The sequence below is a fragment of the Enterococcus sp. DIV1758 genome (assembly GCF_051711985.1).
GTDB classification, from domain to species: domain Bacteria; phylum Bacillota; class Bacilli; order Lactobacillales; family Enterococcaceae; genus Enterococcus; species Enterococcus faecalis.
This window is the reverse complement of sequence record NZ_JBIOOA010000001.1, coordinates 465,569-480,614: the sequence shown is the minus strand read 5'-3', so window position 1 is coordinate 480,614 and position 15,046 is coordinate 465,569. Positions and strand designations below refer to the sequence as shown.

13 protein-coding genes are annotated in these 15,046 nt (G+C 35.5%); 6 read left to right on the top strand and 7 right to left on the bottom strand.

The window, feature by feature from the left end:
- Positions 1–18: 18 nt before the first annotated feature.
- The gene (locus tag IGJ52_RS02550; RefSeq protein ID WP_002382970.1) at positions 19–2,205 is read right to left on the bottom strand and encodes a PBP1A family penicillin-binding protein; all 2,187 of its coding nucleotides are present in this window, start codon (positions 2,203–2,205) and stop codon (positions 19–21) included.
- A gap of 342 nt (positions 2,206–2,547) precedes the next feature.
- Between IGJ52_RS02550 and IGJ52_RS02545 the strand changes: the two genes are divergently transcribed.
- Positions 2,548–3,411 carry an RluA family pseudouridine synthase gene (locus IGJ52_RS02545; RefSeq protein WP_010827153.1) on the top strand — a complete coding sequence of 288 codons (864 nt, stop codon included), beginning with the start codon at positions 2,548–2,550 and terminating at the stop codon, positions 3,409–3,411.
- A 123-nt stretch (positions 3,412–3,534) separates the two neighbouring features.
- Here the strand turns inward: IGJ52_RS02545 and IGJ52_RS02540 are convergent, their stop codons facing one another.
- From IGJ52_RS02540 to IGJ52_RS02520, 5 genes are all read right to left on the bottom strand, one after another.
- Complete coding sequence (locus IGJ52_RS02540; RefSeq protein ID WP_438791879.1) at positions 3,535–3,864, bottom strand: GNAT family N-acetyltransferase; 330 nt, start codon at positions 3,862–3,864, stop codon at positions 3,535–3,537.
- Between the two features lie 23 nt (positions 3,865–3,887).
- Positions 3,888–5,396 (bottom strand): phosphomannomutase/phosphoglucomutase, encoded by a 1,509-nt coding sequence (locus IGJ52_RS02535; protein ID WP_325822748.1) that lies wholly within the window; start codon positions 5,394–5,396, stop codon positions 3,888–3,890.
- Between the two features lie 33 nt (positions 5,397–5,429).
- Complete coding sequence (argR, locus tag IGJ52_RS02530; RefSeq protein ID WP_002355509.1) at positions 5,430–5,885, bottom strand: arginine repressor; 456 nt, start codon at positions 5,883–5,885, stop codon at positions 5,430–5,432.
- Between the two features lie 141 nt (positions 5,886–6,026).
- Positions 6,027–7,544 carry an ABC transporter permease/substrate-binding protein gene (locus tag IGJ52_RS02525; protein ID WP_002419969.1) on the bottom strand — a complete coding sequence of 506 codons (1,518 nt, stop codon included), beginning with the start codon at positions 7,542–7,544 and terminating at the stop codon, positions 6,027–6,029.
- Positions 7,545–8,498 carry an ABC transporter ATP-binding protein gene (locus IGJ52_RS02520; protein WP_002363150.1) on the bottom strand — a complete coding sequence of 318 codons (954 nt, stop codon included), beginning with the start codon at positions 8,496–8,498 and terminating at the stop codon, positions 7,545–7,547. It abuts the gene before it with no gap.
- A gap of 235 nt (positions 8,499–8,733) precedes the next feature.
- Here IGJ52_RS02520 and IGJ52_RS02515 point away from each other — a divergent pair, with 235 nt between their 5' ends.
- On the top strand, positions 8,734–9,753 hold the full coding sequence (locus tag IGJ52_RS02515) for an acyltransferase family protein (protein WP_002419968.1): 1,020 nt from the start codon (positions 8,734–8,736) through the stop codon (positions 9,751–9,753).
- Between the two features lie 181 nt (positions 9,754–9,934).
- Here IGJ52_RS02515 and IGJ52_RS02510 read toward each other — a convergent pair whose 3' ends face one another.
- On the bottom strand, positions 9,935–10,168 hold the full coding sequence (locus IGJ52_RS02510) for a hypothetical protein (RefSeq protein WP_002355504.1): 234 nt from the start codon (positions 10,166–10,168) through the stop codon (positions 9,935–9,937).
- A 397-nt stretch (positions 10,169–10,565) separates the two neighbouring features.
- Between IGJ52_RS02510 and IGJ52_RS02505 the strand changes: the two genes are divergently transcribed.
- From IGJ52_RS02505 to IGJ52_RS02490, 4 genes are all read left to right on the top strand, one after another.
- Entirely contained in the window at positions 10,566–11,141 is a 576-nt protein-coding gene (locus IGJ52_RS02505; RefSeq protein ID WP_438791878.1) for an SHOCT domain-containing protein, read from the top strand.
- Positions 11,142–11,508: 367 nt separating this feature from the next.
- Positions 11,509–11,757, top strand: coding sequence for a hypothetical protein (locus IGJ52_RS02500; RefSeq protein WP_438791877.1), 249 nt, complete (start codon positions 11,509–11,511; stop codon positions 11,755–11,757).
- A 199-nt stretch (positions 11,758–11,956) separates the two neighbouring features.
- Entirely contained in the window at positions 11,957–13,864 is a 1,908-nt protein-coding gene (locus tag IGJ52_RS02495; RefSeq protein WP_173958904.1) for an N-6 DNA methylase, read from the top strand.
- Complete coding sequence (locus IGJ52_RS02490; RefSeq protein WP_169061621.1) at positions 13,848–14,897, top strand: restriction endonuclease subunit S; 1,050 nt, start codon at positions 13,848–13,850, stop codon at positions 14,895–14,897. Before IGJ52_RS02495 ends, IGJ52_RS02490 begins: the two co-directional genes overlap by 17 nt.
- Positions 14,898–15,046 lie beyond the last annotated feature (149 nt).

Below are 15,046 nucleotides of genomic sequence, written 5' to 3'. Positions count from 1 at the left end.
TCTCTTAGGTTTTCCCAACTAATTTCCTAATAAGCCTCCGAAAATTCCTTCAATCTTGTCTTTGACTTTTTTCGCGCCGTCTTTAATTTGTCCCCCAACTTCATTCAATGTATCTCCGAAATTGCTAGCGCCGTCTTGAACAGAATTTCCAAAGTCTTTCAAGTTATCCCGCCAATTAGAATTGGCACCACCAGTTAAACTATCGTTGCTATCAACAACTTTCCCACCTGTGGCATACGCATCCGCGACAGGAAATTGTGCTTGTTTGACTTGTGGCAAGATGCCACTGGCTTGACTGTTGAACACCTGTGAGGCATACGTAGCGCTACTGCCTTCCAAATAATGGGTTTTACTGGTTTCTTGGAAGCCTAACCAAGTAGCAATGACAACTTCTGGTGTATAACCAATCACCCACTGATCGTTCGTTTTACTACTATCGAAGTTGGTTTCTGTCGTACCTGTTTTACCAGCCATTACGTAGCCTGCTGGTTGTGCGTTGACCCCGCTCCCAGAACTAAAGACCCCTAGTAACATACTTGTAATCCCGTCTGCAACATCTTTGGTAATGACTTGTTCTTTCTTGACTTTAGTATTATCAACTACAATTGCGCCAGTTGAGTCGACGATTTTTGTAATTAAATGCGTTTCAGTTTTATAGCCTTCATTGGCAAAGGCACTATAAGCTCCCGCCATAGTTAATGGCGAAACACCCGTTTGTAATCCTCCAAGGGCTAAACCATAGTACCGATCTTTTTCTGATAACGGAATGCCAAATTTCTCTGTTTTTTCATAGCCTTTATCTAAACCAATTTGATGTAATAACCATACCGCTGGTAAATTTAAGCTTTCTCCTAAGGCTTGGTACATAGGAACTTCTCCACTGTACGTGCGGCTATAGTTTTGCGCTGGATAATAATCTTGTGGTTTATCTTCTAAAACAGAGTCTGGTTTATAGCCAGCCTCTAAAGCTGGTGTATAGACAGAAATTGGTTTTAAGGACGAGCCTGGTGAACGTTTTGTTTGCGTTGCAAAGTTAAAGCCTCGATAAACATGTTCCCCTCGACCGCCCACCAGTGCTTGCACGCCGCCAGTTTTCGGATCAATGGCTACAGAACCACTTTGAACCATGGCACCGTCTTCTGCATTGGGTGGAAATAGTGCATCATTTTTATAAGTTGCATCCATCGCATCTTGATATTTTTGATTTAAAGAAGTGTAAATCTTGTAGCCTTTATTTAAAATATCTTCTTCTTTAAATTTATAACGATTGACCGCTTCATCAATTACCGCATCAAAATAATATGGATATTTGTAACTATTTTCGTCGCCAACATAGGTGTCATTTAATAGACTCGCTAAGTTAACACTCGCTTCTTGATTGGCTTCTTCTTGAGATAGTTTTTTATTGTCGACCATTAGTTGTAAAACGGTATTCCGTCGCGCTGTGGCATTGTCAATGTAATCAATTGGGTTATAAATTCCTGGCCCTTTTAACATGCCCGCTAGCGTTGCGGCTTCCCCCACTGTCACTTGGGACGCATCCACGCCAAAATATTTACGAGCTGCATCTTGCACGCCCCAGACACCATTACCAAAATAAGAATTATTTAAATACATTGCTAAGATATCTTTTTTCGAATATTTCTTTTCGATTTCAATCGCTAAGAATAATTCTCTGGCTTTCCTATCTAGCGTTTGCTCTTGCGTTAAGTAAGCATTTTTGGCTAATTGCTGCGTAATTGTACTTCCGCCACCACCGCCACCGATTTTCCCGAAGGTCAATTTTCCAACAACCGCACGGGCAATCCCTTTGATGGAATACCCTTTATGTTGATAAAACGCGCGATCTTCAGTTGAAATAACCGCATCTTGAATATAAGGAGAAATATTATCCAGTTCCACAAAAGTTCCTTTTTGCCCGAATAATTTTCCGACTTCCTCTCCTGATTCGTCATAAACGCGTGTTGATTCACTTAGCCCCGATTTTAGGGTCTCAACGTTTGCGGACTTGGCTAAGTAAAATAAATAAATACTGGCACCTAAAGCGACTACCAAACCAATTAACAAGAAAATTTTATTGATTTGATACTTTTTCCAAATCCGCTTTCTGGCTTGATGGAATTGTATTAAATAAGGCTTTATCCACGTCCAAAAATGACGTAATCCGACACCGACTTTACTAAAAAATTGTTTAAGATTGTCCATAGTACTCCCTCTGTTTACGTTTCTTGGCTAAGTCTACCATATTCTTGTGGGTACGACCTAGGTCTAAAGCATGAAAAATTCTTGAAAAACAATTTCAATGGTCTTTTCGCTGTAGCAAAGGAAATGTTGCCTTCGCTAGAGGTAAATAATTGCTTACGTTTAGAAACGAGTCTTTATTTAGCCTCTATTCTATCATGCTTTTCTTCGTTTTTTATGTAAATTTGTTTAAGAATCTCTCAAGGAACTGCCTTTCTAACAAATTTCAGCTTTTTTTCCGTTCTGACTTGACCTTTTGAGCAGCTTTGTTACACTAAATAGCGAATCAGTGAAAGGTGGGATTTGGTGGAATATTCAATGAGATTACCTGAAAATTTTTCAACAATGACTGTAAAAGAACTATTAGAAAATGAGTGGCTAGTCCCTCGAAAAGTGCGCCATTTTTTACGCACGCGAAAAAATGTCAAAATCAACGGAGAAACAGCTGCTTTTCATTTTCCAGTCCAAGCTGGCGATTGTGTCACCTTAACGTTTGAAGAAACCGATTATGTGCGTCCCACTATTCATTTGGGTGACGCAACGCGTGTGAAGGTTTTATATGAAGACGAACATTTAATGATTGTAAATAAACCTTATGGCATTAAAACCCATCCAAATCAGCCACAGGAAACAAACACCTTGTTAAATCATGTTGCTGCCTATTTAGCTGAGAAAAATCAGGTCCCTTATGTCGTTCATCGATTAGATAAAGAAACCAGCGGTGCGATTGTCTTTGCTAAAAATCCTTTTGTCTTACCTATTTTAGGGCGTTTATTAGAAACAAAACAAATTTACCGTCAATATCAAGCGATTGCGGCTGGTCACTTTAACCAAAAAGAACAGACAATCAATCAGCCGATTGGTCGTGATCGGCATGATCGCCGGAAACGACGGATTGATCCTCAAAAAGGGGATTCAGCGATTACACATGTCCAAGTGGTCAAAGCTCTTTCTAATAATCAAACCGCAGTTACCTGTGTTTTAGAAACAGGTCGGACGCACCAAATTCGGGTCCATTTAGCTAGCGAAGGGCATCCAATTATTGGTGATCCGTTATACAACCCAAAATCGCAGGCAGCTCGTTTAATGCTCCATGCTTCACAACTTCATTTACTCCATCCGTTTACAAAAAAACAAATCGTTGTGACTGCAGCGCCTGGCCTATGGTAAAAAAACAGAAGAAATCGGACGGTAACCGCCGATTTCTTCTGCTTTTTTATTTTACCGCACATTCACTGCTGAGAACGGCATATCTGCGTTTGCTTAGTGTCTTGGTGTTAAACAGTTCCTGAGCTAACTCTCAGCCTTAATCATTTGTAGCCACTCTTTTTGTAAAATAGCAATCCCTAAATTGACCCCTCTATTTTTCAACTGTACATCAGACAATGAAACCCAACCAATAAATTCCTCTGTCGTATTTTCTAAAATAGCAAATAGAAATCGATCATCTTCTCCTTTATTAATCGTGAAATCTTTCCATTCTTCAAGCCCCCACGGATGTAAAGCATCCCAGCTCAAATGCCGAAGCAATTCATTATCCCATTGCTGTTTTGCAATATGTTCGATATATTCTTCTCTAAAATGAGAAAAGCCAATGTGTTTTCCTTTTAAGACATTTTCCATAAGAACACCTTTAATTTCTTAGATTATTTTTCTATTTGCTGACTATCTATTTCCTCATATTTTTGTAAAAAAGTGGCAATTTTTCCGATGACACACGCATTTTTATCGCTTTGGTCATTCTCTACCTGAAGAACAAGCAACGGTTCATGCAGACTTAAGCGTAGCAAAAACCAACCACTGCCATATTGACCAGACACGTTTCCCCGAACACCTTCTTGGTTTTCACGGTCCACAGCAAAGTCTGCTTGATTTTCTACAAACAATTCAAAGTCTCGCAAGACTTGTTGCCCATAACAAGTAACATCCTCCGCAGTAATTTTGAAGCGAAATTCGTTGGTTTCTGCCGGTTGCTTCAATGTAGCAATCAGATCTCCTAACGTTTGATTGTTTTGTTTCAATTCTGGTAACAACATTAAAATTTTCGCCACGACATATGCACCATCATCCAGATTGTAGTTTTCTTGAAACGCTGCATGACCACTGGTTTCAATGGCTAACGGTGTCTGAAAGCCCCCATGATTCAATTCAATCATTTTATTAATGACATTTCGGTAACCAGAAATATAACGAATCTGTTGGCCGCCTTTTTCTTCAATAAATGTTTTTAAATGACTTGAGGTTGGCGAATTTGTCACAATATAACTACCAGGCGCTTCTTTTAAAACAATTGCCGCTAAAACAGCAATTAAATTATTTCGGTTTAGTACCTCACCTGATTGGTCCACCACAGCCGAACGATCTACATCTGTATCAAAAATAATGCCCAAATCTGCTTGATTAGCTAAAACAGCCGTTTGAATACTTCTCATTGCTTCAGAATTATCTGGATTAGGTACATGATTAGGAAAATGCCCATCTGGTTCTAAAAACTGTGATCCCGTCGTATCAGCGCCCAAAACTTGAAGAACCTGCTCCGCAAAGAAGCCCCCAGCCCCATTACCCGCATCAACGATAATTCGAAAGCCCTGTAAAGGTTTCTCTTCGGGCGAATGAATTCCTTGGCGGATTTTTGCCACCAAATGCTCCGCATAAATTGGCAGTAACTCTTGCTTCATCAGTGTGCCATTTTCATTGGCTGTCAGCGGATCAGTATGAGATAAAATATACCGAATATCTTCTTTCTCTGCTCCACCTTCTGCTGTGAAGAACTTCAAGCCATTAAAATAGTAAGGCAAATGGCTAGCTGTAATCATAATCGCCGCATCACATTGAAGCGTTGGAAATTGAGTAGCCATAAACATAGCAGGCGTCGTAGCTAAACCAACGTCAATCACCTGAATACCTAATGAAAGAAACGTATCTACTAATGCTTGCTTAATCGGCTCCGCCGTTAGACGACTATCATGTCCGATTGCAATTGTCAGGCGCTGTTGTGCCTTTCGTGGCAGCTGTTTTTTGTCCTGTAACCAACGAACCACGCCCACCGCAATCTCGGCTACTGCTGTTACGGTTAATGTTGCAGTTTGTTCTTCCGTATCCAAAGCAATTCCCCGAATATCCGAACCATTTTGTAGCGCTTTCAATTCTACCAAGAAAAAAACTCCCTTCTATTGATGCTTTCAATTTTAAAAAATCATATTTTCGATGCGTTCGATAAAGTGTTCCGCATCCTCTTCTGAACGTGTAATCACAATAATCGTATCCGCACCAGCCACTGTACCCGCCACTTCCGGATAAGCTACTTCATCTAAAAAGTTACTCACCACATCGGCATTTCCCATCTCTGTATGCAAGATGACAATAAATTGTACTCGCTCCATTCGAACAACTGAATCTTTCACTGATTCTCGTAATTTCTCTTCACTGCTTGTGCCTTGTGCTTGAGAAAAAATTGCATATTTGACACGACCATCTGCACCATGTGTTTTAACAATACTCATTTCACGGATATCTCTTGAAACAGTCGCTTGAGTGGCTCGGACGCCAAGTTCTTCCAAACGAGTGATTAATTCATCTTGTGTTTCAATTTCTTGTTGCATAATTAATTGTTTAATCAAACGTTGACGTTCTGCTTTTTTCATATAGACCACTCCTCTCCATTCATTTCTTTTATTATATCCAAAAATGAGTAAAAATACAGGTACTTTTCACATTAAACTCTTTATTTATCTGAAAAAGACTGGATAAATGTTTATATACCAGTCTTTTTCAGTAAAAAATACTTATTTAAGAAGATTCTTTTCTTTTAAATAGTCTTTCGCCACTATGCTAGGATCTTGCCCTTCCACATTGACTTGATAATTCATTTCACTCATTTCTTCTTCGCTAATTTTTCCTGCCAATTTATTCAATATTTCTGCTAATTCTGGATATTTTTCCAACGTTGCTGTTTTAATAAGTGGTGCTCCTTGATAAGGCGGAAATAGCGCTTGATCATCTTCTAACGTTACTAAATCGTATTGTCTCAATTCACTATCCGTTGAATAGGCATCAATCACATTTACCTCACCATTATTAATCGCTTGATAGCGTAACGCCGGTTCCATCGATTGGACATTCAGATTTAAATGATATTTTTCTTGTAATCCCTTATAACCATCTTGCCGATCAATAAATTCTAACGTAAAACCTGCTCTCAACTGATTGCTAATTTTCTGTAAATCACTAATCGTTTTTAATTGATGCGCTTTTGCAAATGAGCGCTTAACTGCGACGGCATACGTATTTTCATAGCGCATCGGTTTCAGCAAAGTAAGGTTTTCTTGTTTTTTCAAGCCAGCGCGTGCCGCTTCATAGACTACTTGAGGTTGATTGTCTAGCTGAGGAGGATTTTTTAAAAAGGTCTCGATCACTGTTCCTGTAAATTCTGGATAAAGATCGATTTCATCTGATTTCAAGGCATTATATAAAAAAGTAGTCTTGCCAAAGTTTGGCTTTAACGTCACCTGAATGTCGCTATTTTCTTCAATTAAGGCTTTATACATATTAATAATAATATCTGGTTCCGCTCCTAATTTGCCAGCAATTGTCAGCTGTTTTTCCTTTGAAGAAGTTTGTTGATTCCAGAAAAATGAACTACCTAACAAAAGGCCTAAAATAGTACCGCCAATGATTAGTCGCCGCCCATTCGCTTTTTCCAACCAATGAATTCCATAATTAAATAAGACTGCTAGTGCAGCCGATGAAAGGGCTCCAATAAAAATCAACGATAAATTATTTCGATCAATTCCTAATAAAATGAAGGTCCCTAAACCACCTGCTCCAATTAACGCCGCCAACGTGGCAGTACCAATAATTAAAACGGTAGCCGTTCGAATCCCAGAAATAATAAATGGTAACGCCATTTGTAACTCAAACTTAAACAGTTTTTCTTTTTTACTCATACCAAATGCTTCTGCGGCTTCTTCTAACGAAGGATCAATTTCCGTCAAACCAGTATAGGTATTTTGTAAAATTGGGAATAAGGCATAAATCACTAGCGCAACAATTGCCGGTGGTCGACCAATACCAATTAACGGAATCAATAAGCCTAGCAAAGCTAAAGAAGGGATTGTTTGGAAAATCCCAGTCACTTGTAACAGACTTTCCGCTAACTTACGATGACTCGTTAAATAAATGGCTAAAGGAATTGCAATCAACGCAGCGAATAATAACGAAATAAAGGACAATTGCATATGCTCGATTAACGCTTGCAGATATTCTTCTTTTCGAGCGAAAAAAGTTTCAATCAGTGCTTGCATCTACTGTCCCTCGCTTTCCAACAGTTGTTCCATAAAACGAGTAATCGTTTTTGAGGTGATACACCCTAAAACTTGTTGTTTTTCTACTAAATTTGCTTTCTCTTGCGCATTAATGAGTTGGACAATCTCTTTTAAATTGGTTTCCATGAAAACAGTCGGCACTGGCTCAATCGTCTCATCTGCGGCTTCTAAAAATGCAGTCAAGTCAGCGCCACAATAGTTCGCTAGTTCTGGCGAAGATTGTTTGAAAAATTGACCGACAAAATTATTTTTCGGATGTTTTTGAATGGCTTCTGGCGTATCGACTTGAATAATTTTGCCAGCGTCCATAATACAGATGCGCTCACCTAACAATAAAGCTTCATTCATATCATGGGTCACAAAAACAATGGTACTCGCTAATTCCTGATGAAGTTCTTTCACCAAACGTTGAAGATGATGTCTTGAAATTGGATCTAGCGCGCTAAAAGGTTCATCCATTAAAATCACTTCTGGTTCGGCTGCAATGGCGCGTAAAATCCCGATACGTTGTTGTTCGCCTCCTGAAAGCGCTGCTGGCTTACGATGCAGATATTCCTCAGGATCCAGCTGAACTTTTTTCAATAGTTCAATGGTTCGCTCTCTGCGTTGCTCTTTGGGCCATTTTTTCATTTCAGGAATCAACTCAATATTTTCCGCCACGGTTAAGTTAGGAAATAAGGCAATTTGCTGAAGAACATAGCCAATTTTTAGTCGTAATTCACGTAAAGGATAATTGGTTACCGCTTGTTCATTGAGAGCCACTTCACCTGTCGTTGGCTCAATGAGCCGATTAATCATTTTCAAAGTCGTCGTTTTTCCACTACCACTCGGCCCTACTAATACAAAAAATTCGCCTTGTTGGATTGTTAAATTCACATCAGACAAAACGGCATTTTCTTGATATACTTTTGAAACATTTTGAAATTTTATCATTTATTTTCACCGCATCTTTCACTTCTTAATAAACAAAATCTTTGGAGGATCGTCACTCTTTCAGTATAATTTAAGACTAACATCCTGCCTAATTTTTTGTTTTAAGCGCAAATATGTGGGGCTCATTTAACGGCTGCCGGTTCGTATCTACAATTATCTACTCAATGAATGGAAAAATTGTCCTCTTCTGCCTTAAACAAAAGTGAACTGTTTTCTACTAAAAGGAGTGATCGTTATGGAAAACGACAAGCGAATTTATAAATGGGACAACGTGAAACTTTTTTTAATTTTCTTAGTGATTTTTGGGCATATTTTAGATCGTGAAGCTTCTCCTTCACGACTCATGGAAACGATCAACTTTTGGATCTATTCATTCCATATGCCAGCCTTTATTTTTGTCTCTGGACTCTTCAGTAAACATGCCATTAAACAACGAAAATATCTCCGTTTACTTTCCTTTGTTTGGCTTTATCTCTTAGCGAAGTTGTTGATTACGCTTGCTAATTTCGCCTTTGCAAATAAAATGAATTTTGATTTACTGAACGAAACGGGCGTTCCTTGGTACTTACTTTCCTTAGCAAGTTTCTACTTAATTACCATCTTTCTTCAGCGCGTTCAGCCGAAAATCATGTTGCCAATTATCGTTGTTATCGGCTGCGCCTCAGGCTATTTACCTGTGGAAGGTTTCTTGTCTTTAGGACGGACTCTGGGCTTCTTCCCTTTCTTCTATTGTGGCTACTTAATGGATATTCAAAAGCTGCAAACCTTTTTAGATCATCGCAAAGTCAAATGGGCAGCGATAGGTGTAATTTTAAGCTCCTTTTTATTTGTAAATAGTCAATGGTCATTGGCAACGAAATTTTGGGGCTTCTTAACTGGTTGGGCTTCCTACGCTGAAATTAGTCCGGCCTTTGAATACAGTAGTTTCATTCAGCTGTTCTTTTACGTTGCTGCAGCATTGGTGTCTCTTTCTTGGTTTGCATTATTGCCGAAACGAAAGTTACCTTTAAGCCCCCTCGGAAAAGATACCCTCTACCCTTATCTCTTGCATATGCCCTTAATTATTCTGTTGGAAAGTGGTTTGCAATTAGACACACTCTTTAAAGAATGGTTTACTTTCCGAATTCTGGCACTTTTCTTCTTAGCCCTCTTCATTTTAGCTATTACGAATATGCCTGTGGTGAAACGGGGAGCGGATTATCTTTTTAATCCAATTGCGTATGTGTTGCCAAAACAATGGTTAAAAGTTAAATAAAAAAGAAGAGCGTGGGACAAAAATCACTTTGGATTTTTGCTCCACGCTCAAAAACTGTTAAACGGCGAGAGTTGCAATGTTTCACTGTGAAGCATGAACAGATGAAATCATCGTACCTACTTGGTTTTTGGAGCTAAACACTTTTGTCTCAGCCTCCACTTTTATCTCAGATTTTTTCCAACTATTGAAACAATCCTTTAATTTTATCAAACAAACCATCGGTCGTTGTATCAGCTAACATCGCTGTAATTTTATGATAGTGTTCGCCTAATTCATCTTTATGTTCTTCAATGAATTGTTGCGCATGTTCCACGTTGCCTTCTCCAATTAAATCTTTTGCTTTTTGAACTAATTCTTCTACGTTCATCTTCACACGTCCTTTGATTAAATAGTTAACAATAAGTGTTTCACTCATTGCCTTTTCTCCTATTTATCGTATCGTGGGATCCTTTGATTTGCAAGAAATTTTCAGTAAATTGACGGTTCTGATTTTGGGTTTTTAAAAGGCAAAAATTGCAAAAAAAAGCTGTTTTCGATTTTCGAAAACAGCTTTTTTACTTTACTTCGCTAAACGATAAATAGCAAGGCTTTGAATCCCTTGAAAAAAAAGGTTTTTTTAAGAAACAAAATAAAATATCACAACTTTTCCACAACTAAGAACGAATGTCGGGCAGGCTTACCTATACATAATTTCTTTCTATAGTAGAAAATTAATGATAAAATAAAATTGAAAGAATTTCTAATACTAACAAACTGGTCATTTAATGCAATATTTAAACAGTAAAAACTGAATATAGAAAGGGTGGAAAATTATGGGCTTATTCAAACATAAAAAGAAAGATGATATTGAATTTACAGAAACTAGCTCTTACGGTCCTATAAAAATAGATGAAACAAGAAAACTATTTAAATATAAAAGTGAAATTTTTAATTATACTGATTTAATTAGCTTTGAACTAATCGAAGATGGAAATCAAGTTACTCATGGAGGCATAAGCTTAGGAAGAGCAGCATTAGGCGGAATACTATTTGGAACTTCAGGTGCTGCGATTACCGGTGTATCAAAAATAAAAAAAGAAGATAAAAATTATTGCTCCCAATTAGATATAATGATTCACGTTAAAAATAGTCCTAAACCTACTAAATTCATAAAACTAATAACTTTTAAAATTGACAAGTCAAAATTCATGTATAAGCAAATGGCAAACACCGCAAAGGAAATTTTAGGTGGTTTAAACTATATATTGGATAACATAGAAACACAAACATCAAGTGATAATGCAATAGACCAATTTGATAATTTAAAAAAATTAAAAGAGCTTTTAGATATGGGGATTCTTTCTCAAGAGGAATTTGATAAAAAGAAACAGAAATTGTTAGATTTGTAATAGATAGTTGTGAGATATGTTATGGCAAAAATAAAAAAACATTTAAGCAAACGAAGACAACAAATAAGAAGTATTTTTCATGACTGTAAACCTATTCACAAGCGTATAACTTTATGGATTATAATTATCATACTTCTAATAGATATAATTCTGCGTTTTGGAGTTCTAAAATAAATTCAGTTTCTTTAATTTATCTGTAAGCATAGTCAAGAGTTCAATTCTAACTAAGAATTGAACTCTTTTAATATTTATTAATTTATATTGTATATGAGCAAAACAATCATAAATACAATATTACAATTATGTAAAAGCGATAGACAAAGCGAACGTTAGTTCTGTATAATTGTATTATCAGGAGGGCGATATTATGAAAACTAATTATGTAGGAGTAGTTGAAAAGATTAGAATGTTAAGTATGTATCCAAAAATGCTCGTTCGATTCTCATTAGTAACACAGGGCGAAACTATAAACTGTATCGTCTCAAAAACTGAGTTAGCAAACACCTTGCTAATGTTACCTGAACAATCTGAATTAGCTGTCTATGGTCATCTGAATAAACGAAATCAACTCGTGATTAATAAAATGCTTGTTAGAAAATCTTTGACAATTGCATAAAAAATAAGCCTACTTCTCGAAATTTGAGAAGTAGCCTTTTTTTTAATGGACCATACAGGACTCGAACCTGTGACCGAACGGTTATGAGCCGTTTGCTCTAGAAAATAGTTAACAATTCTATAAAATATTTCAAGGAAAAGTTGTGTTTTTTCAAAAAAAAGTGTATTCTTACTATAAATAACAAAAAAGAGGTTTAATTATGATTAAGAAAAAAGAAGCAAATGATATTGTTCATTTTTTACTACCTAAATTAGATAAACTTGGTTTTTCTTTTGAAGTTGATACATCAACTGTAAATACTCAAAGATTAAGAGGAGATTGTTGGTTATTAGATAAAGATAACAATAGAATTGGATTAATTGAGGCAAAATCAACTTATTCTGTCATCGGAGATAATGATTGGAAAGATGCTATGAGACAAGGAAAAATAAAAGCTTCTTCTGAAGGATTTCCTTTTTACATCGTTACTAATTGTAATCAATATACAAGATTTTATAATTCGTACTCTGACGAGGAAATTTGTATTGATATGTTAGTGATTACTAACTTAGTAAATATTGAAACATTATTAAAACTAAACCAAACCATCAATCCAACAAATAGTAACTATTCTACTTCTAAATCTATATCTGTAAAAGAACACACTCAACAAGAGTTCACACAGACGTTAAGATTGATAAGAAATAAATATCGCTCGGTCGGTCTTGATAAAGATAAGCTAATTAGTCCTACAATTTCATTTATTATCATAAAATATATTTCCGAATTAGAAAACGAAACTCGAACATTACCTAAAAATATACAATTATGGGATGATTTTCCTATTGAAAACATCAAAAGTTCAATTAATCAATTTAGAAAAAGTTTATGGCATGATAAAGAATATCAAAATAATAGATATGCTGATTTTAAGAATCTAATTCACTTCCCCGAAGAACTTACTAACCAAACTTATATTGATATTTATAAAGAACTATCTGCTTATAATTTTCATGGTTCAATCAAATTTGACATATTTGGTGCTGTATACGAAGAATATGCAACAAAAAATGCAAAACAACAGTTTGGTGAGTATTACACCAGACGTCATATAACCACAATTGCTGCAAGAATGTTACTACTAAATGTTCAATCTATTTCTGAAAATACTAAAATTGGTGATCCTGCTTGCGGTACTGGAGGTTTTCTAACAGAAGCATTTCAATATTTGGACTCAACTATTCAAGATAAAACACAAAAAGAACTTCTGAAAACAAATACTTTTTGGGGATTTGATTCCAATGTTGAATCAATTAACAGAACAAAATTAAATATGTTTCTATCAGGGGATGGTCATAATAATATTAACCACATACAAGATTCCCTAAAGTGGGATAGTAAAATAGGATGGAAAGAAAATACTTTTGACTATATTTTAGCTAATCCCCCAATGGGTAAATATGACGGAACAGCTCCTACTGAATCTTTTTTTTATAGTACTCAAAAAAGGATGGAAACACTATTTTTAGAAAAAATAGTTCGATCTTTGAAGTTTGGAGGTCGAGCTTGTGTTGTTGTAAATGATGGTCCCTTAGAAAACCCTTCTTTTGCAGAATTCAGAAAAAAATTTTTATTAGATGTAACTGTCGAAGCTATAGTTTCTTTAAATAAATGGGTTTTTGCACCTTATACAAAAGAAAAAACCTATTTGGTATTTTTCAAAAAGAAGTATCCGTCAGAATTACCAACAGGAGAAATGAGATTAACAATTCAAACAGAACCAATATACCATTATATACTTGATTATGATGGGTTTGCTCAAAGTGATAACCGTTATCGAACAAAGTATCATGACGATATCCCAGAATTAGAGATGCAACTCAAACTATTGTTTTCTGGCCTTCAACCTGAAGAAAGAAAAGTGAATAGTGTAGAACAACAAGATAATCTATTCGGTTGGAAATCACTCTTTGTAAATATGAAGGATATAGAACAAAACATGTATATTCTTACTTCTGAAAAATATCTAAGAAATGAAACCTATATTGATTTTAATAGCTTGCTAAAAAAAATAGACACATCAATATTAGAGATTGAGAGGCTACTATCAAATGGTAAAAATTCATGAATTCTTTAACGAACATACACTCTATGGAGGAGCTTCTTCTTTAACTAATGAATTCATCTATAACAATAGTGATGATATTTCAAATTTAATACCAGTATATACAGGATCAAAATATTTTGAAAATAAATATGTTAACTTTTTTTCGATTCCATCTTCTAAAATTTTCTCAGGAGGACAATTCACTCTTAAATTTAATAGAAAAGGAGATGTTAAGTTTTTATCGTTTATAGAAGATCCATACTTCACTACTAATGACGACGTATATATTGGATATCTAAATCCACATATTCTAAATAAGTATAATCTATCCCCTTTTGAGTTTTGTGGATTTGTTTTAGCTAACATGTCTAATTTTTCTTCATCTGAAAGCGGAAATGGAACTTTTAACAAAGAAAAGTTTCTAAACAGTGAAGTTAATCTTAATTCAGAAATAAATTACGCCTCTATCTATGATTATTATAAATGGAAACATAATTTAAAAAGATGCTATCAAATACTTAAAAACTGTAGAGAAGTGTCCATCACTTTTGATAAAGATTGTTATTCCTTCATTAAAATCACGGAGTTATTTGACATTAGGAAAGGTTCTTCAATATACACAGATAAATATCTTTATAACAATTCAGATGACATTTCAAATTTAATACCAGTATATACTGGTGCATTAGAATTCGAAAATAAATTTGTTAATTCGCATGCTGCTGTTAACATTATCTCTTCTCCTTCTATAAGAATATTAAAAGATGGCGTAAATGCTGGAATAGCAAAAGTAATGCAGCCTTCACCCTATGTGATTAATTCACATGCTCTAGTCTTGATTCCACTCATAAAGGATTTAGACTTAAATATATATTCGTTTATTCTAAGAACTTTTATTAGGCCTTTATTAAATGATAAGACGGGAAATCCTACACTCAATATTAATGAGTTTAAAAAGATATCCGTTCCTATAATTTACCAAAAAAACAATAAATTAAGTCACCAAATTCATAAATTAACTCAACTGGAAAAAATTATTAGTAATTCTTTGTAAAGGATACTTAGTAAGTAAATACATCACAAAACCACCCATATTCAAAATTACGGGTGGTTTTAATTTGAAGTCAATGTTTAATTAATGTTATGTAAAAAGATGCCGCCTAATTGGGAAAGGCGACAAGAGGTAATAATGAAAAATAAAAT